This is a genomic window from Paenirhizobium cremeum, assembly GCF_022884085.1.
In the GTDB taxonomy this organism is placed as follows: Bacteria; Pseudomonadota; Alphaproteobacteria; order Rhizobiales; family Rhizobiaceae; genus Allorhizobium; species Allorhizobium cremeum.
In genome coordinates this window covers 41,981-66,313 of record NZ_JAGGCS010000013.1, presented here as the reverse complement: position 1 = coordinate 66,313, position 24,333 = coordinate 41,981, and the positions used below count along the sequence as shown (strand labels likewise).

At 57.7% G+C, this 24,333-nt stretch carries 27 protein-coding genes; 9 read left to right on the top strand and 18 right to left on the bottom strand.

The window, feature by feature from the left end:
• Positions 1–160: 160 nt before the first annotated feature.
• Together J5N58_RS20430 and J5N58_RS20425 are read right to left on the bottom strand one after the other, a co-directional pair.
• Positions 161–535 (bottom strand): hypothetical protein, encoded by a 375-nt coding sequence (locus tag J5N58_RS20430; protein WP_244712665.1) that lies wholly within the window; start codon positions 533–535, stop codon positions 161–163.
• Between the two features lie 76 nt (positions 536–611).
• Entirely contained in the window at positions 612–1,316 is a 705-nt protein-coding gene (locus tag J5N58_RS20425; protein WP_137040027.1) for a ParA family protein, read from the bottom strand.
• 548 nt (positions 1,317–1,864) lie between these two features.
• Here J5N58_RS20425 and J5N58_RS20420 point away from each other — a divergent pair.
• From J5N58_RS20420 to J5N58_RS20410, 3 genes are read left to right on the top strand one after another with little or no spacing between them, the layout of a single operon-like run.
• Complete coding sequence (locus J5N58_RS20420; protein WP_133675526.1) at positions 1,865–2,266, top strand: DUF6290 family protein; 402 nt, start codon at positions 1,865–1,867, stop codon at positions 2,264–2,266.
• 3 nt (positions 2,267–2,269) lie between these two features.
• Positions 2,270–4,747 (top strand): relaxase/mobilization nuclease domain-containing protein, encoded by a 2,478-nt coding sequence (locus tag J5N58_RS20415; protein WP_203021047.1) that lies wholly within the window; start codon positions 2,270–2,272, stop codon positions 4,745–4,747.
• Positions 4,748–4,753: 6 nt separating this feature from the next.
• Positions 4,754–4,966 (top strand): hypothetical protein, encoded by a 213-nt coding sequence (locus J5N58_RS20410; protein WP_230175213.1) that lies wholly within the window; start codon positions 4,754–4,756, stop codon positions 4,964–4,966.
• A 7-nt stretch (positions 4,967–4,973) separates the two neighbouring features.
• Here the strand turns inward: J5N58_RS20410 and J5N58_RS20405 are convergent, their stop codons facing one another.
• The 13 genes from J5N58_RS20405 to J5N58_RS20345 are packed head-to-tail and all read right to left on the bottom strand — an operon-like array spanning position 4,974 to position 17,976.
• Positions 4,974–7,061, bottom strand: coding sequence for a type IV secretory system conjugative DNA transfer family protein (locus tag J5N58_RS20405; protein ID WP_203021043.1), 2,088 nt, complete (start codon positions 7,059–7,061; stop codon positions 4,974–4,976).
• Positions 7,058–8,080: a P-type DNA transfer ATPase VirB11 gene (virB11, locus tag J5N58_RS20400; protein ID WP_203021041.1), complete on the bottom strand. Its 1,023-nt coding sequence runs from the start codon at positions 8,078–8,080 to the stop codon at positions 7,058–7,060. The genes J5N58_RS20405 and virB11 overlap by 4 nt, the downstream gene beginning before the upstream one ends.
• Entirely contained in the window at positions 8,061–9,284 is a 1,224-nt protein-coding gene (gene virB10 / locus J5N58_RS20395; RefSeq protein WP_203021038.1) for a type IV secretion system protein VirB10, read from the bottom strand. The genes virB11 and virB10 overlap by 20 nt, the downstream gene beginning before the upstream one ends.
• Positions 9,284–10,096, bottom strand: coding sequence for a P-type conjugative transfer protein VirB9 (gene virB9, locus J5N58_RS20390; RefSeq protein WP_203021036.1), 813 nt, complete (start codon positions 10,094–10,096; stop codon positions 9,284–9,286). The genes virB10 and virB9 overlap by 1 nt, the downstream gene beginning before the upstream one ends.
• Positions 10,093–10,785 carry a VirB8 family type IV secretion system protein gene (locus tag J5N58_RS20385; protein ID WP_203021034.1) on the bottom strand — a complete coding sequence of 231 codons (693 nt, stop codon included), beginning with the start codon at positions 10,783–10,785 and terminating at the stop codon, positions 10,093–10,095. Before J5N58_RS20385 ends, virB9 begins: the two co-directional genes overlap by 4 nt.
• A 33-nt stretch (positions 10,786–10,818) precedes the next feature.
• A complete protein-coding gene (locus J5N58_RS20380) occupies positions 10,819–11,847 on the bottom strand; it encodes a TrbL/VirB6 family protein (RefSeq protein WP_244712663.1) in 1,029 nt (342 codons plus the stop codon).
• A gap of 4 nt (positions 11,848–11,851) precedes the next feature.
• Complete coding sequence (locus J5N58_RS20375; RefSeq protein WP_037093750.1) at positions 11,852–12,088, bottom strand: hypothetical protein; 237 nt, start codon at positions 12,086–12,088, stop codon at positions 11,852–11,854.
• Positions 12,081–12,779 (bottom strand): type IV secretion system protein, encoded by a 699-nt coding sequence (locus tag J5N58_RS20370; protein ID WP_244712661.1) that lies wholly within the window; start codon positions 12,777–12,779, stop codon positions 12,081–12,083. Before J5N58_RS20370 ends, J5N58_RS20375 begins: the two co-directional genes overlap by 8 nt.
• Before the next feature lie 14 nt (positions 12,780–12,793).
• Positions 12,794–13,885 (bottom strand): lytic transglycosylase domain-containing protein, encoded by a 1,092-nt coding sequence (locus J5N58_RS20365; RefSeq protein ID WP_244712659.1) that lies wholly within the window; start codon positions 13,883–13,885, stop codon positions 12,794–12,796.
• Positions 13,882–16,341, bottom strand: coding sequence for a VirB4 family type IV secretion/conjugal transfer ATPase (locus J5N58_RS20360; RefSeq protein ID WP_244712657.1), 2,460 nt, complete (start codon positions 16,339–16,341; stop codon positions 13,882–13,884). The genes J5N58_RS20365 and J5N58_RS20360 overlap by 4 nt, the downstream gene beginning before the upstream one ends.
• Positions 16,342–16,344: 3 nt before the next feature.
• The gene (locus J5N58_RS20355) at positions 16,345–16,644 is read right to left on the bottom strand and encodes a VirB3 family type IV secretion system protein (protein WP_081950740.1); all 300 of its coding nucleotides are present in this window, start codon (positions 16,642–16,644) and stop codon (positions 16,345–16,347) included.
• Positions 16,644–16,991 carry a TrbC/VirB2 family type IV secretion system protein gene (locus J5N58_RS20350; protein WP_052642572.1) on the bottom strand — a complete coding sequence of 116 codons (348 nt, stop codon included), beginning with the start codon at positions 16,989–16,991 and terminating at the stop codon, positions 16,644–16,646. The genes J5N58_RS20355 and J5N58_RS20350 overlap by 1 nt, the downstream gene beginning before the upstream one ends.
• Positions 16,992–17,001: 10 nt before the next feature.
• Positions 17,002–17,976: a lytic transglycosylase domain-containing protein gene (locus tag J5N58_RS20345; RefSeq protein ID WP_244712655.1), complete on the bottom strand. Its 975-nt coding sequence runs from the start codon at positions 17,974–17,976 to the stop codon at positions 17,002–17,004.
• A gap of 159 nt (positions 17,977–18,135) precedes the next feature.
• On the opposite strand from J5N58_RS20345, the gene J5N58_RS20340 reads away from it, so the two are divergent.
• Genes J5N58_RS20340 through J5N58_RS20320 form a run of 5 tightly spaced genes read left to right on the top strand, consistent with a single transcriptional unit; the run spans position 18,136 to position 20,972 of the window.
• The gene (locus tag J5N58_RS20340) at positions 18,136–18,744 is read left to right on the top strand and encodes a hypothetical protein (protein WP_115672744.1); all 609 of its coding nucleotides are present in this window, start codon (positions 18,136–18,138) and stop codon (positions 18,742–18,744) included.
• Positions 18,741–19,277: a thermonuclease family protein gene (locus J5N58_RS20335; protein WP_244712652.1), complete on the top strand. Its 537-nt coding sequence runs from the start codon at positions 18,741–18,743 to the stop codon at positions 19,275–19,277. Before J5N58_RS20340 ends, J5N58_RS20335 begins: the two co-directional genes overlap by 4 nt.
• Entirely contained in the window at positions 19,274–19,978 is a 705-nt protein-coding gene (locus tag J5N58_RS20330) for a thermonuclease family protein (protein ID WP_244712650.1), read from the top strand. The genes J5N58_RS20335 and J5N58_RS20330 overlap by 4 nt, the downstream gene beginning before the upstream one ends.
• Positions 19,979–20,383 carry a hypothetical protein gene (locus J5N58_RS20325; RefSeq protein WP_244712648.1) on the top strand — a complete coding sequence of 135 codons (405 nt, stop codon included), beginning with the start codon at positions 19,979–19,981 and terminating at the stop codon, positions 20,381–20,383. It abuts the gene before it with no gap.
• 1 nt (position 20,384) lies between these two features.
• Positions 20,385–20,972 carry a hypothetical protein gene (locus tag J5N58_RS20320; protein WP_244712646.1) on the top strand — a complete coding sequence of 196 codons (588 nt, stop codon included), beginning with the start codon at positions 20,385–20,387 and terminating at the stop codon, positions 20,970–20,972.
• Positions 20,973–21,147: 175 nt separating this feature from the next.
• On the opposite strand, the gene istB is transcribed toward J5N58_RS20320, so the two are convergent.
• The gene (istB, locus tag J5N58_RS20315; protein WP_244712644.1) at positions 21,148–21,891 is read right to left on the bottom strand and encodes an IS21-like element helper ATPase IstB; all 744 of its coding nucleotides are present in this window, start codon (positions 21,889–21,891) and stop codon (positions 21,148–21,150) included.
• A gap of 11 nt (positions 21,892–21,902) precedes the next feature.
• A complete protein-coding gene (gene istA, locus J5N58_RS20310; RefSeq protein WP_244712815.1) occupies positions 21,903–23,414 on the bottom strand; it encodes an IS21 family transposase in 1,512 nt (503 codons plus the stop codon).
• Positions 23,415–23,533: 119 nt separating this feature from the next.
• Here istA and J5N58_RS20305 point away from each other — a divergent pair, with 119 nt between their 5' ends.
• Positions 23,534–24,016 carry a hypothetical protein gene (locus J5N58_RS20305; RefSeq protein ID WP_244712642.1) on the top strand — a complete coding sequence of 161 codons (483 nt, stop codon included), beginning with the start codon at positions 23,534–23,536 and terminating at the stop codon, positions 24,014–24,016.
• Positions 24,017–24,042: 26 nt separating this feature from the next.
• Here J5N58_RS20305 and J5N58_RS20300 read toward each other — a convergent pair whose 3' ends face one another.
• On the bottom strand, positions 24,043–24,324 hold the full coding sequence (locus J5N58_RS20300) for a hypothetical protein (RefSeq protein WP_244712640.1): 282 nt from the start codon (positions 24,322–24,324) through the stop codon (positions 24,043–24,045).
• Between the last annotated feature and the right edge of the window lie 9 nt (positions 24,325–24,333).

Sequence of the window (24,333 nt, the reverse complement as noted above, 5' to 3'; positions counted from 1 at the left end):
CTGGCAATTAATCTGAGCACGTGGGGGATGTTTGCAAGCAGACCCGGATGTTTGCGAGCACATTGGCAAAGAGCGTGAGCACGACGCCCGCTCCATTGTCAGATAATTCGAGCAGAAAATGCCGATGTTTGCGAGCAGAGGCGCTTATGTTGGCAAGCCGCTACAAATAACCATTATCCTTCAGGAACTGGTCGATTGCGGCCTTGACGATCACCGTCATTTTTAAGTCGTTTTCAGAGGCTGCGCGCTCCAAGCGTTTCTTGGTGTCGTAATCAAGAGGGCAATTGACGAAGTGCTTGCTCTCGCGCGCCTTGTTCTGCTTGAGCTCCTGCAGTCGTATTCTGGACGCCTCACGCTCCAACGACTTGTTCGTCGCTCTCTCCCGGCGAGTCTCCGGTGAGGGCAAAATCAAACTTGATCTTGGGGGCACCTGAACGGCTGGTACCTGAGCGGGAGCTTCTTCGACAGCGACCTGGTCCGGTTGATGGCTGGCGACCGCGTTTTCTGCTTCGTTGTCTATAGCCGGCTGCGACATTGGATTGGGTACATTCCCCCGGGACCGTCGCGGTGCAACGGGAAAATCAGATATGCTGGAAGTCCCTTTAGCCATCTTACGACCTCTTCTGCTCGTTCGGCAGGAAACGTTCAATTTCTTGCATCAAGGTCATGACCTCGCTCCGGGCCTTTTTGACTGAGTCGCTCAGCTCCAGCATTTGTAGCGTCCCATATCCAAGTCTGATGTCGCGGTATGGGTTTCGCTCATAAAGCTCAGTGTCCAAGAGGTATGAATCATATCCCTGTTCCTGCAAGTTTGCGATGAAGGGGCGTATCAGGCGGTAGGCTTCCAGTGAACGTCCCGGGAGAGTAATCCGGGTTCTGAAGTTGAGATGTGGAATGTTTCGCCCGGTACGATCGCAGGTGTCAGCCACGTCCATTGCTGCCTGGCCGGCAGCAAGAATCTCGTCTTGGTTTGGCTGGATCGGGGTCATAACGATGTCCGAGCCGGCGATGATCGTGTCTCGCAGCACGGTGTCTTGACCGGGCGAGTCGATCAGCACGACGTCAAACCCATGCGTTTCGTTCTCCAGAATATGCTGAAGTGATGCGTTGGTTACTGCCGTGCGAAGCTCAATGCCGTCTGGCCTGTTGTCTTTCGCCTCGGAACGGGACCACCACTCATTCAGGTTTTGTCGGCCATCGGCATCGACCAAGAGCACTTGCTTACCATGAAGCGCATATTCTCCAGCGACTAGGATTACGGCGGTTGTCTTGCCCGCTCCACCCTTGCCGCTTACCAGCGATATGCAGATTGCCATTGCACGATCCTCTCAAGACTAATGGTTCCCCCGCCCCCCTAGCGATCCGACGTGGGTTCAATCGGCACATCAGTATCGTCGTTAAGATCTTCACATCGAAGCAAACCTACCATGTGAACACACGCAGGTTAAGATCAAAACATGCGTGTGAACGCACGTCTCGGAACATCTCTAAAACCACACGAGTTAGTCGTGTGGTTTTTACAAGTGTTTGGGTCGAGTGGTGAACCCCGGAGCCGCGTGAGGCCTCACTTGGCGCTCGCACGGAAGGCGCAAGGGCGAACAGCGAAGCGTCCCTTTCGCCTGAGTACGAGGGACAGACAAAGGCCTTCAGAAGCGGTTTTGGCGGTGAACCCTGGTGAGCGTTCCAACGGAAAGAGTGCGAAGCGAAGTGGAGCCAGTCGAGAGGTGGAATTTGGTTCAAATTGGGGGATAGTGCTTTAAGTTTGGATTGGCAGGATACGTAAAAATGTTTTACATTTTGCATTGCGATCGTGGGACAAGCCCACGATGATGGTCGCAAGGCTCCGGGAAGGCTTAATTGATTGATGAGTGAAGACACGATCGAAGTTCCGACAGCCAAGCAACGCAAGGGGCGTCTCATCAACGTCCGCGTCAGCGATGCAGAGCATTCGGCTATCGAAGAAGCGGCCAAGTCGGCTGGTATGAGTGTCTCTGCTTTTTTCCGTTCGCTGCTCCTCGAAGGTGCTGGCGTTCGACCTATTCTGACTGCGGAAGACAGGTTGATCATGGCCGCATTGCTCGAAGACATGCGGATGATCGGCATCAATTTGAATCAGGTCGCCCGCTCCCTGAATGCAGGAAAGGGTGTCCATCCCTCAGAGCTGGACATCAACCTTGGCAACGTCCAGCGGATTCAGGCGGCCGTAATGAGTGAGCTGCGGACACTTTCGCGCCGTGCCGGGCATGAGCGCCGAGGCGAGGTGTAGGCCGTGGAGTTCTTTTTCGGCACTTTCACAAGCGAATGGGAGCAAAGGCGCGCGGCGCTATTGCACGAAATGACGCTCGGCGGCCGTGGGAGCGCTGTCGAGGAAGAGCTTGAGAAGAGACTGAAGAATCTGCAGCACCAGGTTGGGATGTCTAAAGGCGGGTCGGGATCTAGGGGAGGGGTGAGGACTTCGGCATTCAACGTGTCATCGCCTGCGAGGACGATGGCTGCCGGTTCGGGTGCTATGCGATCAATGGACGTTCGGCTTGCGAGCGTTGCCAAAGGGAGCCAGCCCGCCGTGGTCAAACTGGCTTCCTACGGTGGTGGCGCCCGCGTCGGCTCGATGCTCAACTATGTTTCCAGAGGGGGGGAGCTGAAGGTTGAGAACGAGAACGGCGAGACGTTGCGTGGCCGTGAGGAGCTGGCGCGTCTCCGTGGCGATTGGGATCACCTTTTCCAAAACAGGACCGAGAGCCGCGATATCGGCGCGTTTAGCGTCGAGGTGAGCGTTTCCGGCGGCTCGAACCCACATGAGAAGGTGCGGGACATTCTCAGCAGTGGCTTTGGTGATCGACGCTACGCTTACTTTGTCGAAACCCGAAACAATGGATCGCTGAAGGTCGAGGGCTATGTCGTGCTGCGCAGCGGGCAGGGCGAGCGGCTGACGGCTGACGCCGAGGCGGCCGCCATCGTTCAGGAGCGTTTCAACGCCAGCGCCGTTGCGAAAGAGGCCCCTGCGGCTTTCTCGTTCACAGGCTATGGCAACGGCGTGGAATATGGCGCTGCCAAGTTGCGAGACCTGATCGCGCAGCGGAACGACGTTCGAGACGATCAGGGACGTTCGGTTGCCGATGACAAGGCTGCGGGCGGCCTGGTGCAAAAGGAATGGCGGGATGAGCTGCACAGCCGCAAGAGCCGTGACGTGATGCACGTGATCATGTCGGCGCGTGCCGGCACGGATGCTGTCGCGTTCGAAGGAGCTGTTCGCGACTTCCTGGCTGAGCAGTTTGCGGGCCATCGGTACGTATTCGCTATGCACGATCCGGAGAACGATCCGAAAGAAGCAGGGGAGGGGGGCAAGCGGCCGCATGTTCATGCCCATGCCATCGTTACCATGCGTTCGGAAGCGGGCGACCGGATCGAGACGACTCCGGCCACCTTCCGGCAATGGCGTGAGGTCATGGCCGAGAAGGCGCGTGACCACGGCATTAATATGGAAATGACCGATCGGCGCGAGTTCGCTACGCCGCCAGCCTTCACGCGAAATCAGGTTCGCGCCGTCAGGCATGACGGTCGAACCGAGCATGTAGGCACCAGCGATCCGGCACAGGCGCGATATGACGCAAAGCGAGCTGGTCGACGCGTGGTGGCGACGAGCCAGAGGAGCCGCCAGTACATCCTAAAAGCGCAGGAGACTTGGCAGAAGATTGCAGTCAACGCCGGCGACACAGTGGTTGCGGCGTACGCCGCTCAGCATAGCTCCTATCTGGAAAACGGCCTTGCCCAACTGGATCAATCGCCTGCTGGTTCGGTCATTCATGCGGATTTTGGCGGTGATTACCGCTCCAATATGTTAGCAATCAGAGACATGTTGTCGGAGGCAAAGGACATGCGCGAGCAGACACGCCCAGAGTTCGAAGCGTACGAAAAGACGGTTGAAACGGCTCTGTTCAACCTTCAGCGCAGCGCCGGTCCAGAGGACCGGTCAGGCTTCGAAGAAGTTTCCTCCCTCGCTCGCGAGATCGTCGATCTGCGCAGGCAGATGCTCGAAATGAAGGAGCGTGGACTTGATGAGCAGGATGGACGAAACGCTGCTGGCGACGTCTCCAGAGAGGGTGGTGCCGCGCCGGAAAGAACGGCATCTGAGGTGCAAGAGCAGACGAATGCTAACCTCCAGTGGGAGGCGGCTGTTGCCAAGCATGGAGAGGCTGTCGTTGAGGCTGGTCACGATGCGATGGCAAATGTGGAACACTATCGCTCCGGCCTCGCCCATATCGAAGCCGGCGAGCTCGGAGACGAAAACCGGGAGCAGTATGAGAAGGGCCTTGAGGCTTCGCTTCATCATGCAGCTCAACTCGCCGCTACCGGAAACGGCTATCTCGGGGATGTTGCCAACGAAGATCCGGAACTGCGCGCGGAGATCGAGACCATTGAGCGCAATGAAGAGCGTGGGGACGAAAACAAGTCAAACAAGCAGCCGATAATTGCGGATACTGCCGACGATCGCCAACGCGATCTCAGGGTGGATCTGGAAGAGGAACGTCCGATTGGGCAAGCGGAGCGTGAGGCTCACCAGCTCGCTGAGACGGTGGACGCTACTCAGCGGCAGCAAGATCGTGTAAACAGAGACAGGGAAGCGGCCCAGCGGGGCGGCGAGACCACTCGGACTGATCCCGCGCAACAGCACATTCCTCGGCTCGAGGAGTTGGAGCGTGAACAGGTTGAACAGAGGGAGCGTAATCGGGACGACCGTGATCGCTAAAGTGTCATGCAGGACGGTAATCAGAACACCTATTTGGTGGAAGTAAACGACCCCAAGTCTGCCGACATCGTCGGCAAGATGATGGTGTGGGGTATGGTCTCCGTTGGGATCCTCGCGATCCTGATCAAGGTCTACGGGACCGTGATCGGCTGGTATCATGCTTCTGTGGCTTGGCTAACAGAGGCGGGTCAGTACGCATCGAGCTTCTGGCCCTTCTGAACCTGAATTAGCGGCCGGCCTGTTCCATGATTGGATCAGGAACGGTCGCTGCGAATAGCTCTTCCAAGCTCTTCCTCTTGCGCGGTGATTTGCCTTCGGCTTCCCGTTCGACGACCTCCCTTAGACGACTAACCCGATGATTGTGCGCTTTTTCGATGTCGTTCTCTGAGACAGGTGTTGTGCGCTTTTCGGGAGCGGGCACAGCTGTCTTAGCAGGTTCCGGAGTGCCCCCGGCGCTGACCTTCTTGTTGGCCAGGGCGGATGGATTCACAACACGAGCGGGCGAGGTGGAGGGCGCTGGCTCTTTCGGAGCCTCCTCCTGGACAGGCGCCCGCGGTTCCTCCGCTTTCGCCTCAGTCGCAGGCTTTATCGCTTCTGCTTCATCAGCCTGTTCCTGGCCTGCATTGGCATAGGCTGGCGTGGTCGCTGGAACAGGTTTAGGTGGCAGGTAATCGACAGTTGGAACGGTCGGTATGTGCGTCTGAGAATAGGCCTCCGCCTCCTTGAAGGGCTGCGTCTTAAAGAAGCGCAGCTTGTCTCCAAAAATTGGCCGCTGACCCTCCACCAGCAAGATCATCTTGTTCTCGGGCATCTGGCGCACTTCCTGCGGCATCATCAGGTCCCGATCGCGAATTTGCTCGACCTTTGTTCGGCGCGGGAGGCCCATAAGCTCGATAGTGCGGGATTCAGACTGATATCGGATAGTTCTCTTGCCAAGCGCACGGGAAGCATACTCTGCCGTGGCCTGGTCATTGGCACCAAGGATGAGCTGATAGCCGCAGTTGCCAAGGAGCGAATGTCGGGACGTCTCACCATAGATCTCATCCAAGTTCTTCAGGTCCTGGATGATGAAGGCGAGCTTGATCTTATAGCCGGCCACATAGGGCAGCTTCGTCATGATTTCGTCCATGCGCTTCAGCTGGCGAAACTCATCCAGCAGAAAATAGACCGGCACGGAGTTGGGATCATGCTCAAGGGTAAGTATGTCCATCACCTGTTGAACGAACAGCGTCAGCAGCGGCCTAAGAAGGGTGATGTCGGTGATGTTCGGGGCAAGGTAGATTGTGATGGGGCGACGCTTCATGGATCGAAGGTCCATGTCGGTCACGTTCGTTGCGGCCACAACGCGTTCGTTCTTGAACGGCCTCATCGCCTTCTGGATATCAAGCAGTGCCGAGGCCGCGGCCCGATCCGAGAGAGACAGGTAGGAATTTAAGCTCTCCATCGTGAACTTCGACAGGTATGGCTCCTTCTCCTTGATGTACTTCATCAAGGCCTGCAGATCGGTCCCGCTGTTAAAGAAGGAGTTGATCTCGCCGAGGTTCCTGCGCCCTTTGTAGAAGGGGCTTTCAAGAACATAACTGATGGCGCCGGCGAGAACCTGTTGAGCTGTGGCCTGCCAAACTGAATTCTCGGATTCGGTGTTTTCCGGTACAAGAATGCTGGCGATATTTTGAATGTCAGTCGTGCGATTGCCTCGCTCCTGACGAACGAAATCCAAGGGATTATAGCTGTTGGTCGTCTCGGAACCCGGCGCGAACAAGAAGACCTGGCTGCCGTTGCGCTTCCGATAGCCGGCGGTTGCCTTGTAGACCTCGCCCTTCAGATCCGTGACGATCATAGAGCCTTCGTGCATGAGAGCGTTGGGGATGACGTAGCCCGCGCCCTTACCGGATCGCGTCGGGCCAATAATGAGGTGGTGGCGATCGTCATACGCGCGGAGGACGTTGCTCCCGATGCGGCCGAATATGTGACCTCGTCTGCCAAACCACTTCCCGCGCCGAAGGGTTGCAAGATCCTGAAAGGCCGCATCACCCAATGGATTGCTGGTAGGTTTGAGCCCAAGGTAAGCAATGAGGCCTGATACGAGCAGCGCGGGCACTACGGAGCCGAGCGCGACTTTTTGTAGGGAAGGGGAGGAGCTATAGGCCCAGAACTGCTGAATTGGCGCGAATGGGTTTGAGGTGATTGTCGCCTCGAGGATCCTACCGTCACCGTAGAAAAGCTGAAGCCCCGCCCCGTACGCCAGCATCCAGACTGCAAATGCGATCAACAGGCAGAAGAACAGATAGAAGGCCTGTACCCCCTTACTCATGATGCATCCCGTGCGAAGTAGATTTCGGAAACCCCGCGCTTGCCGCCTTCCCGCCTGAGCTGGATGACGATCGGAATGACCATTTGGATGTAGGACATCAGATCCTGCTTGGAGTAGCCGGCGGACATGCCGGACTGCTGCATCATCATGGCAAGCTGTTCATAGGCGCCGAGCGGCGTATCGGCGTGTACTGTCGACATGCTGCCCGGGTGGCCTGTGTTGATGGCGCGAAGGAATGAAAAGGCCTCAGCTCCACGAATCTCGCCAACAAAGAGGCGATCCGGCCGCATTCGAAGCGCCGATTCAAGAAGGTTCTGAATCGTGACGTTTGCGGTGCCTTGCCCATCCTTGGAGGCGATCAGGTGGACCGCGTTCTTCTGTGGGGGGAATAGCTCACGAGTGTCTTCAAGCGTCAGGATCCGCTCATTCAGGTCTACGGAGTTCAGACAAGCGTTCAGAAACGTGGTTTTTCCCGACGACGTGCCGCCACTGATCAGGATCGAAACCCGCTTCGTGATGGCCGTATGGATGAAGTCGTAGATCTTCTCTGCGCGTAGATAGGCGATCAGCTCCCGATCCACGTCGCTTAAGCCCCCGACAGCAACCGAGACTTTGTCGAGAGAGCCGTTGTCACGGTAGTCCTGCAGAGAGAAATTCTGCACAACCTGCTTACGGATCGTGATCGACCCACCGTCGGGTGCCGCGGGCGGCAAGACGACCTGGATACGTTCGCCGGATGGCAGTGCTGCACTAAGGATCGGATTAGCGGCGTTGAGGAACTGCTTCGTCGCTGCGGCAACCCGCTCGCCAATGTTTTCAATCTCGCGTGCAGTCAGAGCATCGATTTCATGATGCTCCATGTGATCAGCACCGAAGCGTTCAACATAGACTTGGCCTGGCCGGTTCACCGCAATCTCAACCACCTTCGGGTCATCGAGAAATTGCCTGATGGGCTCCAGAGACCGGTTCAGGAAATAATGAGGATCATGAGCGGTCGTGTTACCTACCATAACGTTCACGTTTGATCTCCTTCATCGCTTCCGTGACAGGATCGTCGTACATGGCGCTGAAATCGAGGTCCTGGCGAACATAGACAAAGATCCGCTCGCCTTGCGGTACGCTGATCGTTGGCGGGATCCTGAGGTTTTCGGCAAGGACCGTGTTCGCCATGTCGCTGAAGGTCTGCGCGATCGTTTCTCGCGCCAGTTCAGCACCTCTTTCGGCGTCATCGTTTCCGGAGCTGGAGTCGCTACCGTATCCGGTTAGATAGCTTGCACCGCCTCCGACGATCGACAGCAAGATTGATGCGCCAAAGCGCTCACGAAACTTGTTGTCGACATGACCCGTCAGGCCCGATCGCCCGAGGCTGTCCGTGCCGATGGAGTTCAAGCGCACCGACACGCCGTCATCCCGGATCAACCTCGTCCACACGACAAAGACCCGCTTCTGCCCCCGCGTAACTTCGGACTGATATTCCCCGATCAGGCGGGTTCCTGTTGGGATCAGGACGCGCCGCCCATCGAAGGAGTAGACATCCTTGGATGTGATGGCCCGGACTTGGCCCGGAAGGTCGCTGACGATCGCCGATTCCAAGATGCCGGGGATCAGCGTGCCCTCTGGGATCATGGCGTCGATGCGCTCAATCTGCCGGGCTTTGGCGGAACGGTCACCGATAGCACTCGCTGAGGACAGGTACTGGCTGTTGCGATCCTCGCCAGCGACGGTCAAAGGCGTGCCGCCGTTCGAGCCATCGAGCGAACCATTCGCGGATCCTCCCAGGTTCTGGTCAAGCGTGATTAGCTTTGACCGAAATCGCTCCGGAAATACCTCTTCGGCGGGCGGGGGCGCGCTCGCCGGTTGAGCTACTTCGGGCGGGGGAGGCACGTTGAATTCAGTGACGTCCACCGGCGGAGCTGGCGGCGGAGGTGGCGGCGGAGGTGGCGGAGGTGGAAGTTCCAAGACAGGCTGTTCGGGTGGTGGGGGAGTAGGTTCTCCATCGCGCACGAAACCGGGCGGCCGGAAGGTCGTGGTACGGAACTCCTCCTCACTTTGCGGGCTTTCAGGCGGGCTTTCTCCGGACGTGGCGAGCACCAGGTACGCGGCGAAGACGCCAGCCAGCAAAAGGGCGGCCATGCCGACCGTTTGATTGCGCTTCACGTTTCGATTGCTGATTTCGGCCTCGTCGGCCGCCGCCATTGCGTCGAGTTCAGGGCTGCGCTTCATTAGTTGCCGCTCCTCCTGCGTTTGCTGGCATCAGGATCCGGCTTCGGAGCCAAGATGTCAGGATCAGGTGCTGCAAAGTCCGGCTTGCGGAGGTTGAAAATGCACGTCCACTGGTTTCCGTCCCGGAGCGTGTATTGCGTGGCTACGCCGTCAACGACGATGTATTCGCCTTCCTTGCGGAAGTTTCGCAGGGTCTCTGAGAAGTCGGATTGAACGGCAAAAATGGCCGGCACGGTCCCTCGGCCGAACTTGAAAAAGGTCTTCTTTCCGTCATCGAAGACCATTGTCGGCTTCAGCGCCGCGTCGCCCGAGAAAGAGTAGTCAATATTGACGTTCGCTTTGTCGATGCTCGAAATGTTCGGGTTAGCTGCCCGAAACTCAGCCTCCTTCCGCAGAGACTCGTTCAGGTTCTTCTCGGGATAAACGAAGCGAATGCCGAAGACCTTTTTCCCTGCTTCCGGTGCATAGTCGTTCAGCTCAAGGAAGTAGATCCTCTTTGAGGTCACCACGTTCATGTTTGTGGAAACGTCCTTGGCTATCGGCTTGACGAAAAGGATGTTGCCCTTTTCGGACGGGGCAACCTGCCAACTGTCGGTGTCGCCAAGCGAGATCGTCTCAAACTTCTCATCTTCGTCGAAGATGATCATCGTTGAGATGCCGTAGGTTGCAGACACCTTCACGACGTTGTTCGGCTGATAGACGACACTGGTCACACGCGCATCCAGACTGCCAGGGCGGGGCTGTTGCGCCGCATAGGCGTGAGTCATCGTGAGAGCGGCGATCGACGCCGCTAGTAGGAAGCCATATTTCACTGCTGGCCTCCCGAGGTCACCGTTTCCTGATCACGGCGGTAGTCATAAACTTGGAAGCCCAACGGGTTTTCGAAGCGCCATTCGTTGCGCTCTGGCGTATCGGTGTAGCGATAGCGAACGATAGAGATGAAATGGCGCGTGATGACGTCTGCATCAGAGCGCTCATGCGTCGAGAACCGGACGAGCGCCGTTGTCGTGTTCGGGAAGGTGACAGACTTTATGTCGACGGTGATCGACTTATTTTTGCCGAGCCGGCGAGCTGGATTGTCAGGGTTCGCGGCACTCCATTGGGCCTGGAGGTCGCGCGCTGCGTCCCCGGTGGAGAGCAAAGCTGCAATTCCAAAGTTCTGCTCAATGGCAAAAGGATCATAGCCCTCGCGGGATCGAATGTAACGGACGACATTCGCCTGAGTGACCGCCTGCTGATCGGTGATGTTCGATGTTCGGGTCAGCCCTGTCTTGACCTCAATATAGCCAGTGTTCTTGTCGACCTCGACAATGTACGGCTCGAAGCTCTTGAGGGGCACGAGCATCACCAATGCGGAGAGCGACAGGATCGTGATGCCGCCGAAGATCAGCGTAATCAGCCAAGCGAACGCCTTGGACCGTTTGGCCTTTTTTACGATCTCTTGTTCCCAACGGTCCCCATCCTGAAAATAGCTCCGGAGAGCATCGTTATTCTCTGCCATCTATCCTAGCCCTTAATTCCCGCCACCAGTTGCCTAGTTGGGCAGACTGTTGTTGGTAATTCTGTTTTGCATCGCTTCTGCTGCACCGGCGTTTTGGATGTTTTCCCTCATGCCGGCATGGGTTCTGGCGCGTGCGGCCATTCCTAATTCTCCAGCCCTGCCGGCTACAGAACGTATCGCGGTCAAAGCTCGTGCCGGCAGTGCAACACCGGTCGCGTAGCCAACCGATCGAGCGATCTGCCCAACGCCCGTTGCCACGCCCCCGGTAATTCCCTGGGCAAGAGTTTGAATGTTGAAGAGGACAAAAGCGCCAGCCGCACAGATCAGGACGAAAGCCGAGATATCGTCTAACTGGATCTCGTTTGCGGATGCTGCCGCTGCGACCTTCTGCAGTTCAGCGTCCATGGTCGTGATGAGAAAGGCGGCGACGACGTAAACGAAGAGCGGAATGATTGCGTACGTCAAAACCTGCTGGAACCAAGCCATTCCGTACTGGCGTGTGGAATCAAACAATAGGCAGGCGATAAAGATCGGTGCAGTGCCAAGCAGCACCCACATCATCACCTTCGCAAGCACTAGGATGGCAAGCGCAACTGCAATGAACAGCCCAACCGCCAGCATGATCAGGAACCCTACAAGGCCCGGGAGAATGGCGAAGTAGCCCGACTGCTCCGCGAATGCTGCTGCTGCCTCATTTGCCGTCTCCCAAATCATGGAGAGGCCGTCTGTCGGCTCAGTTATCCCGGTACTGCTAGCCGTCAAGAGCGCCCGCCCCACGTCTTCAGGCGTGTTGTTCAGCCAGTCGTAAAAGAAGAGTTGGAAGTTGCCCCACTGATCAATAAAGGCGACGATAAGTATCATCCGCACGACCCGGCCGACGATCTCGCCGACGCTCACTCGCGCGGTCCCCATGACGAGTTGAAGTCCGTAATAGGCGACGTAGGCAATAAGCATGATCGTCAGCAAGGGCATGATCTCGTCGCCAACGACCTCATAAGCCCGTTGGGAGAAATTCCGCCCTGCATCTTCAAGAGCCTCAAGCAGGCCGCCTAGAAAGTTCATGGGGTCACTGCTCTCCGCTTGCAGCGAAAGCGTCGATCGCCGCCAGCGCTTCCGATGGGTTGCCATTCACGCTGGTCATTGGGCCACATTCCTGTCGCGGATCCTCGGCGTAGGATGTGAGGTTTGCCGGCCTCTTGCATGGTGCAGTCTTCTCTTTCGGAGCACCGGCGCAGCCAGTTACGCCGGCAGCAACCAGAACGGAGAGGAGCACAAAGCCTTTCACTCGAAATGTCTTAGTCACCGTAGGTCAGCGCCTTCTTGGTATTGGAGATGTCGACAAGGCGGCGCTGGTTTTGAGCCTGCAGGGAGCCGACCGCCCCATTCATCACGCCAATCATTTCGTTGATCGTCAGGCCGGTTTGAACCTGCAGCTGCGTGTTCTGATCGATGGACCCTTTGATGTCTTGAGCCTGGCCGATCTGCTGACCTGCCTGCTGGAATGCCTGTGTTCGCGACTGAACAGCCTGTTGCGAGCCGGTGACTAGGGCAGCAACTCCAAGGACGGTCTTCATCATCTCTTCGTAGGACTTGTCGCCGGAGAACGTGCTGTCCGCCTTGCCAGACAAGTTTTTTACTAGCTGAAGACCGTTGATGAAGGTGGTGGCAATCTGGCCGATGTCACCGCCCATGCTGCCGAAGTTCGGGACTCCGCCCTGCATGAGGCTGTCGAGTGACGGCATCTGAGAAACGCTGAACCCTTGACCAACGGCGAGGTTCTGCATGGGATTTGAAACGCTCCCGCGATCCCCCGTGACGGCTTTAAGCGTCTCTTCTACCGTCTTCAGAACCTCCTTGTTCGTATCCAGGATCTGATCGGTCGTCTGAGAGGTTTCCCTTGCAATCTTCAGGTTGGCGCTGTCGATCACGGGAACCTGTGCATGCGCAGTAGACGCCATCGCTAGCGAAAACGCAGTCAGAAATGCTCTTTTCATGGCCGTTCTCCTTGTCATTCGGCGCTCAACATCAGCTTCATGTCAGCCTCTGGTTCGAGTTTTCGAACGCAGGCCTGCTCCTCCGGATTCCACTCAAGCTGCAGTTCCTTGTCGCAGAGGTCAGCTACCTCGCGATCGTCTTCCTTCTCGTCTCGCTTGTAGTCGCTGGACCGCGAAGACCCCGAGAGCCCGCCCAGATCAAGTGCATTTTGAGAATTCATAAGCTCCGCCATCGTTGTTCCGAGGCGGATGACCTGGTTCATCATTTCGAGGTTCGCATTGCGTGCGCCGGAATTGTGGTCCCAGCTGTCTTGGATCGTGCCGCTTTCCATCTGGCCGAGTTGCTGAAGCCATGACGCGACGTTCCCGCTGTTTTCGGAAATCGACTGGCTGGTTGCCATTGAGTTGATCGTTGCGCCTCTCGCACCTGAAAAGCCCGACGTGCCTCCGCCGAAGTTTTCGGGGATGTTCGAAACATCAGAGCCTCCAAACTGAGGCATCCATTTGCCTTTGATCGCGGCGACATAGCCCTGCGTCTCCTTGAACGGAGGGATGCCGCCATACTTGCGGACGTTGCCTGGCCCCGCGTTGTACGCGGCGAGCGCAAGGTTGGTATTGCCGTTGAAGGTGCGGAGCTGCTGCTTCAGGTAGCGTGCGCCGCCGCGAAGGTTATCCTCGATATCGTGAGGATTCACGCCAAGATCCTTGGCTGTGCCCGGCATCAGCTGCGACAAGCCCATAGCGCCGACAGGCGACTTTGCGCAGGGATTGAACCGGCTCTCCTGGTAGACGAGAGACATGAAGAGGGTTTCGTCTACCCCTTCCTCACGCGCCACTCGCTTCACGAGCCCGACAATCTCCGGATTGGCTTGTGCTGCCGAGGGGGCGTCACCTCCGCGCCCCGGCCGGTACATCGAGCAGGTGACGCTCTTGCTCACGGAGTGCCGGCGACTGTCTGTTTCTTCGATCTGCTTCGTCGTTTCATTGCGCACTGCATCTGTTGAAGTGAGGGCGCCATCCGTAACAGGAACCTGCGAGGAGGCGGGGGGCGCTGTTCCCCAAGCCAAGGCTGCAACTAGCAGCGTTAGAGTCCGACTGTTCCTCATTCGGCCTTCTCCCATCCGCAGAATTTCGCCAACCAGTTTTCGGGTTCGTCTCCGTACTGCTCGCGAAGTGCCGCGCACTCCTCGATCGTATCCTTGCGTCCTGAAAGCACCTTCACGAGATCCGGCATTGTCGACAGATCGAGACGCGCAATGACAGAGTCGTTGCCATGCTTAATCAGGAAGGTTCTCTTTTCAGGAGGCGTGTTCTTGATGAACTTGAACTCCTTCACCGTCAGGCCGAAGCGCTTGATGTAGCTCTCTTCGTCAGCCCGTGGGTTCGGGAAGTGGATGTTGGTCGCCGATTGCTCAATGAGCGTGTGCGACGCTTTGGATTTGGTAATGTCAGCAGCCGACTGCGTACCAAAGCCCACGATGCCGTTGAGCTTTCGGATCGTCTTCATCTTGTCGACGATGAAGGCGCTGAAAGTGTCATCCATCAACAGCTGCCAGCCTTCATCCATGAAGAACATGACGGGGTTACCGTCCAGCAGCTCATCCAGCCGATGGTAAAGATACATCAGCGCAGGGGTTCTTAGCTCCTCGTTTCCGAGGATGTTGGTCATATCAAAGCCAAAGACGCTGTGACCCGAGAAGGACAGGACGTCATGGGGCGCGTTGAACAGCCAGGCTTTTTCGCCTTCGATCCAAGGGCGAAGCCGCGAGTATAGATCGTTGGCATCGGCCTTGGACCGCCCCATCAAGAGGCCGGCAAGATTCGGGAGGTTCCGCTGAGCTGCCGGCTCCTGCATGATCCGGACGATTGCCTTTTCCAGCGTGTCCTCGTCCTCTTGCGTGAAGTCGGTGCGACGGTCGCCGCGCAGCATGGCCTTGAGCAGACGGACCAGAAATTCCCGGTTCTCGCCGGTGTTTTCCAGTTGCAGCGGGTTAAAGCCCGTGGGTGTTCCTGGAGACAGAACCTCGTAGGCTCCGCCAATCGCCCTGACGAAGATCTCAGCCCCCCGGTCCTTGTCGAAGAACACGGCGTGAGGCGTGGGTGAAACCCGCATCGCCTGAGCCAGCAGGAAGGTCAAACCTACGGTCTTGCCGGATCCTGTCGGACCAGTCACCGTGAAGTGCCCGATATCGCGACGGTGGAAGTTGAACCAGTAGGGGGTTTGTGAGGTCGTTTCCAGAATGGTGATCGGCAGGCCCCAATGGGTGCGATCCGCCTGTCCAGTCGCGAAATTATGCATCGAGGAAAGGCCGGAGAAGTTGGCGCTCGACAGCATGGCGATGCGGGAGATGTAGGAGCGGTTTCCCGGCAGCTGCGCCCAGAACGCCGCTTCAAGATTGAGATCCTCCCTGAGCCAGTTGATGTTCATGTCGGTGAGGCAAGCGCCAAGTTCCGACACGCAACGGCTCAATCCGTCGAGGTCCCGCGAAATGCACAGAAGCGAAAAATGATGGAAGCCGAATACAGCCTCCTGATTGAGGAGGCTGTTCAAAGCATAGTCGATGTCGGATTCGACCGAGCTACCTGCTTCGTCGGAGGCCTTGATTTGGCGTTGAAGGCGACTGATCCGCTCTTGTGCAATCGGCTTGTCTGCAAGGGTGAAGGACTGCGTCAGGATGAACTCGTGGTTCACCTGCAGCAACCCGTCCAACATGCCGGGACCAGTGAATGGGGGATATTCTTTGATCGAGAGTAGAGCGGCATAGCGGCTGTCTTCTTCCACCGCCGCTTGTGCCTGCATCGTCCGCTTTGAAAAGTGAAGCCGTGAAGTGCCGACGTAATTGCGAATTCCCATGCGCGGTAGCCGCATCTTTCGCGGCACACCGCAGGTCAGGATCGTGTTGAAGAACTCGCAGGGCTCCGAATACGGATCGCCCTTAGCGTCTTCTCCATCGATGTCCTTTTTCGCAGTATCGTCCGATTTCTTGCGATACGTGATGCCAAGCGGCTTTGCGCCGTACTTGTGCAACTCTTTCACGATGTTCCCAACCAGCTCTTCGAGGTCGGTCACGTCTTCACGGGTCGCTTGGGCCCTGGCCTCCTTGTTCGAGCGTTCAAAGATCCGCTTCAGCGAGTCGCCGAGGCCAAGCGCCCCTTTCATGCCCGAACGCACGATCGTCAGGTAGATTTCGTTCGTGAACATCCGCTTCTTGCGAAGTTGGTCCATATAGCGATCGTTTAGGATCTCGCAGAAGGAGGAATCGAACGAACCGCCGATTTCGGTCTCGACCTCACGACGGATTACAGTCGACCAAAGAGAATAGCGGCTCGAACCTAGAGCTCGGATCATGGTGTTCTGCACAACAGAACGCATGTTCAATTCGGCCTGGTCCTCCGTCTGGAAGAACAGTCCATCAAGCTTGATGACGCTGATCAGGGTTCCATTCTCGAGCCCGATGACCGTGTCAGACACATGCCGCATATAGGGGATGTGAACGGACATAGGCCGCTCGTTGCCGGCGACCTTCCCAAACCCAAGCTCTTCCTTGACGACTTTCAGCATCTACTATGGTCCGTATGAGTTGGTGCCCCAAAAGCGCTTGTTGGGGGTCCTTGGCGTCTTGCGGGACGTGACCTGCAGGACGTCGAGAATCTTGCTGTCCCAGGCACAAAGCGAGAAAAGCACAAGGTAGGCGGCTGGCGCGATCAGCAGTGCCGCCAGATGGTTCGTCACCAGCCACCCAATGATTGTCACGCCGATGATCAGGACGACCGCCATGTAGGGCACGCCCCATAGCGTCGGAGAACGGGTCAAGCCGATCACCAACGGCGTCAAAGCTGGCTTCTCGTCCTGAAAATCGCTCATCAGCCGCCGCCTACCGACGAAATCATCTGGTCAACGATGGCAGGGGCGCCGAACACGAGACCGATGCCAATGACGACGGCTCCGGCCGTGAACCACGAAAGCCTGCCGGCAAATGCAAGGAAGCCGAGGCCGATCACGGCGATGATTGCCATCAGACGTCCGAAGGGGCCGGTGATGAAGTCAACGATCATCTGCACGGCTGTCTGAAGGGGGGCGAATGCACCGCCGCCGCCACCGCTAGCCTGTGCAAGCGCTTGATCAGCGCCTGCAACCTGCAGGGCTGCCACCAAGCCAATGACCGCTACTGCCTTCAATGCCCCGGAATGCCGGGAAACGACGTTCTTCATAGTTCTCTCCTTAAAAATGCATCACGCCGCCGACGAACTTGCCGGTCTTCTCCACAGCGATGACTCCGGCATCGCTGGTGTTCTTTGCCGCCATGTCTCGGACGATCCCGCTCGCCTTCCGCTTGCCGGTTGGCATCGGTAGGCCAAGCTGGAAATTCACGACCTTTGCGACATAGCCGACGGTTTCTTGGAATGGCGGAACGCCGCCATATTCGTAGATGCGCCCCTCCCCGCTGTTGTAAGCGGCTGCGACCAGAAGCGGGTTCTGAAACTCATCGAGCAGGAAGCGGAGGTACTTCATCCCGCCCTCGATGTTTTGAGCGGGATCGCAAATGTCCTGAACACCGAAGCGAGCCGCCGTTTCGGGGATAAGCTGCATAGGTCCGCGTGCGCCTTTCGGTGAATTGCGGATCTCATCGAAGCGACTTTCGGCCCAGGCAATCGCAACCGCGAAGCCCTCATCGACGCTGTATCGGCGCGCAGTGGATGCAACCAGCGATTTAATCTCATCAGGTGACAGGGGCGACGGCCCGCACTCTCCAACGGGAGTTCCTGCCCCTAGATTTTCGGGGGTATCACTAGATGTAGTATCTAGAGTGGGAGTTTGGACAGGCTCTATGCGGCCGGTGGCGCGCTCCGAGACATCAAAATATGCGCTGACAGACGCATCAATTTGATTCCCTTTGGCGCCCACATCTTTCGACGTCGTTGCGCCCAATACTTCAGCTCCGCCCTTCGTGACAACACCGTTTGCACCAAGGACAAATTCCTTCTCTGATGTCTCGACACCGCTCCAGCGATCTTCGAAGTTCGTGACAAGAGATTCCTCGTTGATTGTCACAGAACCGTTGTAATCGCTGGAAATACGCCCTGTTGTGGCTAGGTCTTGTGACGCAGCAGTATTGGCCGCGAGCAGCACGGATAAAGCTGCGCTAGTCAGGGTTCGCGGGCCTAGATACCCTGCATAGACAGTGTTTTTATCCATCGCACCCGCCCGTCAAACGGTGTTGTGATCGCCACGAAAACCGACTAGAGTTAATGCACACATGATACCGATTTGATGCACTCTTACAAGTTTTCTGATCGGTGTTAAACCCTATTTTGCAGGGTCAACAATCAGACTCAGGATGGTTAGGGCTAGATTATGAAACAGGCCATCATTCCCGCGCTTCTAAGTTGCGCATTGGCAACACAAGCGCTTGCCGCTCCTGCGGTGAACAAGGACTACATCAGGTCGCTGGCGGCGCCGGGCAAGACGGTTCTTGTCGTCGAGTATTACGACGGGACCGGCAAAGTCGCTGATCGCAAAGGTTACGCCACGGCCAATGGCTTCAAGGCTATTTCGGCGACTGAGTTTCGCGTCGATGAATCGACAACGTTGCATCTGTATGGCGTTCAGCCCTGCAACGGCGATCTGGTCAATCGCGCGGAGGACTATTCCGGGACTTGCGAGGAGTTTGGTACGCAGCAGCTGCAAACGATGCTGCAAAGCCCCAAGGTTCTGTTCTGCAGGGCCTTCATCAGCGAGCAGACTGCCCCCGTTCAGGATGTCACGTGCTACGGCTACTATAACTATCCTGGAGCAATGGACACGGTTGATAATCTTGAGGAGCAGCTTCTGTCGTTGGGAGCGGTTCGCCTGACTAAGAAAGCCGATGGTTCATTCGAACGTCCTGATCTCACGGAAGCTCAGGAAATCGGCCAGAAGGGTTCCTACGGCATGTGGGCAGATCCTCGGGTGAAGGCGCAATGAAGCTTGCTGCTGCACTCGTCGCGATTCTACTGCCCTTTGCCGCCAATGCCGCGCCTGAAGGGTACTTCGATCTTGCTCCCGGCATTACCTTGGAAACGGGGGACACCTGGATCTCGAACGGAGAACGGTTTCGTCTCTATGGCATCCAGTCCTGCTTGCGCGGCACTGCCTACACGGATGGTCAGGGCAATAGACAAGATTGCGGCGAGGCATCGCTTGCGATGTTGGCTGCCTACATCAAGGACACCAAACCGATCTGTGCCCCCGTGGCGAAGCTTAACGGCATCTCATATGTCGTTTGTTACGCCACGGTTGGCAGCCAAAGGCTCGACCTCGCGCAGATCATGGTGACAAGCGGCTATGCATTCGCCGCCTTGAAGACCGATGGTCTCCCTTATCATGCCCCCTACGCCATAGCCGAGCAGCTTGCTCAGCAAAAGAAGGCCGGCCTTTGGCAATTCTCCGACGTTCAGCATCCTTCCATCCTGCTTAGTCGTGAGGCGAACCAGCGATCGAGGAGCGCCCAGCCATGAGAAACCGCCTTATCCTTGCTATTGCCGCAAGCTCTTTGGCGCTGCCGGTGTTTGCCGCCGATCCGATCTATCAGAACTGGCACGCCCTACGCGGTCAGGCTGCGCCTCCCGTTGCTGCTGCTGTTCGGTTGCCGACGTTCAAAGGCCCGGTAACCGTTCTCGACGGCCGCACGCTATGGTTCGGCACGCTTGGCAATGGCTATAAAGTAAGGTTGGCTGGCATCGACACCTGTGAGCTTCCTCAATGGGCTTTGAACCCAAAGTGGACCAACCGGGAAAAGCAACAGGCTCCAACCCCCGTTCCATGCGGTCCCTTCGCCAAGGCCTGGCTGAAAAGGACTGTCGGAAACAGACCCACGAGTTGCGTCGGTCTGGCCTACGCGAACGATGGGATACCCGTCGCACAATGCACGACTAACGGTGTGGATCTCGCCGCCGAAATGCTGCGCGTCGGTTGGGCCCGCCTCGATTCCCCCTACATCAACGCCCAATATTACGCTTATCAGACCAACGCGATGGCCGCCCGGTATGGGATGTGGGGAACCTACGTGTTGGACATGAACGAATGGCGCCGCAAAGCTGTCGACAAGACGCTAGATCGGCATCCGATCGCCGACTTCAATCTATTGGCCGAGCGGAAAAGCGAGATCTCTCCTCCTTTTGCTGATGCGCGAAACAAGCCGAAGAGGACAGAGCGATAGTTGCCAGACCTCGCACATATTGCGACCTCTCTCGCAACGGATCCCTTGGCTGGCTTGCTGCTTGCCATCTCCCTCTCGATCGCCCTCATAATCCTGGCGCAGAGACTCTGGTGGATCCACGCGCTACTAGCGGCCTTCCTTCTCATCCTGTCGCTGGCTTTCCACGACAAACGCCACTTGTCCTTCGACAGCTACTTGGTCGGGCTCTTCGCCTTCGCCGCGGTTTCTCGGGACATTCCCAATCAGCCACTGCTCTATCGCATCGGCATTTCCTGGTTTGCGTGCTTCGCGCTGATCTCGGCCCTCATCTACGCTGCAGGCGAACGCATCCAACACAGGACTCCGCTCGAAAGACCTTTTTCCGAGCCGGCAATTTCAGCAGCATTGATCAAGAGGGACACCTGATATGAAACCAGTGTTTTTTGCCGCAGCCGGTCTCGCGGCTCTTGCCATCTCTCCAGCATCTGCCAAAGCCGAGGATGCCTCATGGGGTTGCCAGATCCTCTTGTGCGCAGCCTCACAAAGCCCGTCTTGGCATGGCGTCCCCTACTGCGTTCCCCCGATGAAAAGGCTCATATCAGCTATGGCGAAGCCCGGCTTCTCCTGGCCGATCTGCCATGAAGCAAAAGCCGGAAAACCGGGCTATGAACCTTACGAGGAATGCCCTGCCGGCATGACCGCCGTTTCCTCCCGCACCGATGGGGACCGGCCGTTCTTGGGCCGAGACGACAAGGATCAGTGCACGAAGACCGTCAACCAGTGCAGCAACCGTGCCGCCTTCCGTACCCAATTTGGTGACAGCCAAGAAAACGAGCGCAAGGGTGTCACGATCCGGCAGATCAACCAGAACAACGACAATGATGTTTTCAACCGAGACAATGGGTGCATGGTGCAGATCACTCAGCCCCGCCCTCGCCGCGCAGACCCTTATTATTTCGACATTCCGAACGATAGGGGCGTCAAGCAGCGCGCTTGGTTCAACCTGAATGACTGAGTGGATGACATGAACAGCAACATTCTCATTGCGTATTCCGCTGAAGCCGGCCATTGATTCCGAAACGAAGCCGGCCACCCATTCCGATTTCATTCCGGCCAGCATTCCGATTTGAAGCCGGCCAGTCGATGCTCCCTTGGGTCGTTGTTTTGAATGGCTCTGGATTGTCGTGGGGTCAAGCGTCGGATGGTCGCGGACGCTGCTTTCGCAAGCTCTCGCCGGTGAGTTCGATGCGGTAGGCATTGTGGACCAAGCGATCGAGGATGGCGTCAGCGAGCGTCGGATTGCCGATCATGTCGTACCAGTGATCGACGGGCACCTGGCTTGTGACGATGGTGGATCGCCTCTCATAGCGATCCTCAACGATCTCCAGAAGATCACGGCGCTGCTCGTCGCTGAGCTTCTCGGGGCCCCAGTCGTCGAGGATGAGCAGGTCTGTTCTGGCGAGCGCCTTGAGGACCTTGGGATAGCGGCCGTCGCCGCGCGCGAGTGCAAGAGTGGCGAACAGCCTCGGCAGGCGATGATAGGCGACGGAGAAGTCCTCGCGGCATGCCTTGTGTCCGAGTGCGCAGGCCAACCAGCTCTTGCCGACGCCGGCGGGTCCGATGAGCAGGAGACTGTGATGTTGCCTGATCCAGTCGCAGCCGGCGAGCTTCAGGAACAGATTGCGGTCAAGGCCACGGGCAGCGCGGAAGTCGATGTTCTCGACCTGAGCGTCATGGCGCAGCCTTGCCGCACGGGCTCTCGCCTCGAAACGCTTCTGGCGGCGCATGGTCGCCTCACGTTCCAGAAGAAGAGCGAGCCATTCACCATGCTCGAGGCTCCTTACCTCCGGCTGGGCCTCGAGCTCGTGATAGGCGCTTGCCATGCCGGAGAGGCCGAGTTCGCGCAGCATGTCGATGGTGGGATTGGTCAGCATGGTCTTGGTCCTCAATGAAAGTAGCCGGGGCCGCGCAGGTTGGCGTGCTCCATGACGGCGGCGGGTTCGGTGGAATGTCTGTTGGATTTGTGGGTGGCGATGAGCGCGGTGATGGTCTTGCAGGTCAGCCCACCGATCTCGACGGCACGCGCCGACACAGTCTCGGCGCGCTCCCGGGGAAGATCACGATAGAGGCGCAGGATGCCGAGGCATGTTCTGAAGCCCTGTTCGGGATGCGGTCGGCTGGCAAGGATGGCAGTGATCAGCCCCTCCGTCTCGGGGCCGATCGATGCAGCCCAGCGCCGGAAGCGATCCGGTGTCCATTCGGCGTATCGACGATGCGCGCTCGGCATATGATCGGGGTCGGTGCCAAAGCGCGGCCCCCCATAGCGGCGCTGATGCACTGCGACGCGCTTCCCACGATGGAATATCTCGATCATCCGGGCGGTGGCGCGGATATCGACCTGGCTCCGGATTAGGCCGTGCGGGACCGAATAGAAGAAGCTCTTGAACTCGACATGATAATCCGTCGAGACCCGGGCCAAGCGCCATTCAGCGAACTCGTAGTCCTCGGCAGGAAGGGTTGCGAGTGCTGGGCGTTCGACCGTCTCGAAGAGATGGCGGCGGCTGACACCGAGCCGGCGCATGACATGATCGTTGATACGTGCGAGCATATCAGTGATCGCGGCATTCGCCTCGGCAAGCGAGAAGAATGTCTGTTTGCGCAGGCGGCCGAGGATGCAGCTTTGAGCAAAGCGCACGGCGTTCTCGACCTTGGCCTTATCCTTCGGGCGTCGCGGCCGAGCCGGAAGGACACCGATACCGTAGTGGGATGCCATCATGCCGTAGCTGCGGTTGATCTCAGGATCATGGAAGCTGGCACGGTTGACGCCGGACTTCAGGTTGTCAGGCACCACAAGCCGTGGCACGCCACCAAAAAAGGCGAACATGCGTACATGCGAGCCAATCCAGTCCGGCAAGGTCTGGGTCCACGTGGCCTCGGCAAAGGTGTAGCTCGATGCGCCGAGTACGCCGACGAACAGTTCCGCCTCACGGACCTCGCCGGTCTTGCGATCGACGATCGGCACCTTCTTTCCGGAATAGTCCACGAAGACCTTGTCGCCGGCGGCATGCTCTTGGCGCATCGTCGGCGACAGGCGCTGCTCGAAGCCGCGGAACAGTTCACAGAAGCGGCTGTAGCCGTAACCGTCGGGATGGTCGCTACGGTATTCTTCCCAAAGGATCAGCAGTGTCACGCCTGGCTTCTTCAGCTCGATCGAAAGCTCAGCCCAGTCAGGCTCCTTCCTTCGCCGCTGCCCCTGCTTGACCCCAGCGCGGGCGAAAAGACGATGTTCAAGCGCATCGTCGGTCAGCTCTCCGGGCAAGGGCCAGGTCAAACCCGCCAGCGCCGCCCGCTTCAGATTATCCTGCACCGTGCTGCGAGCAACGCCCAGCACCACCGCGATCTCGCGGCTGCTTGTTCCGCTTCCGGCAAGCCGGAGCATCTGTCGTAATTGTCTCATGGTCAGCCTTCTCTTTGCCGGCATCAAACTCTCCTCGTGTACCGGGAGGTTTGATGCCAAAGTTGCTGACCCAAGGGGTATCGTTAGAGCCGAGAACCGGCCGGTAATTGATTGGAATAGTGGCCGGCTTCAAATCGGAACGGTGGCCGGTAATTAATCGGAATGCCGGCCGGCTTCAGACCGGAATCCGCATTCTCATCGTAGCAGCCGCAGGTATCGGCATTCTCGCCGGTGCTGGAGGTACTTATCTCGTCATGCCGGAGCCAGAGCCGGTTGTTCGGGCCCCTACTGATGCGGAGATCGCGGCCCTTATTGCAGCCAATCCCTCCCTAATTGCCGAACCTCCGGCCCCTGTGCTTGAAATACCGACAGAAGAGGAAGCTCTGGCCGCATACCGCAAGGCTTATGCCCGCAATCCTCTGAGGACCGGCCGCGGTGAAGCCGATGTAGCCCTTGCTTTGGGAGAGTGCGACGAGAACGCCAGCGGTCCAGGCGTATCATGCGTTGCGGCCATCAAGAGGAATCCGAACGCAGCTCCTCTCGATCGCGTCATTGGATTTGCCAAGTCTGCATCCGGCGAATGGGTTGCCACCAACTACTGATTTCAGGGCCAGATGCCTGTTTAGCATCAATGCCCGGACAGTGAGGTGGAGCCTGAAAGAAGAAGCTCCATTTCCTCAGGGCTTAGGTTCCCCTTGGAGGCAATCAGATACCCTGCTACGTAAAGCAGCTTCTGATCTATCTCATCTGGATCTGACGGCGCGTGCCTGATGATTTCCATACGTGCCTCCGCCTCCTGATCCATGTCAGCGCCGCCCATGCCGCTGAGGACTGCCAGGTAAGCCGCCCGGTGACGTTCGACCTTCACGGACAATGGCTCGTCTGGCTGCAGCTCAAGCTTTTCTATCATCTTTCCCTC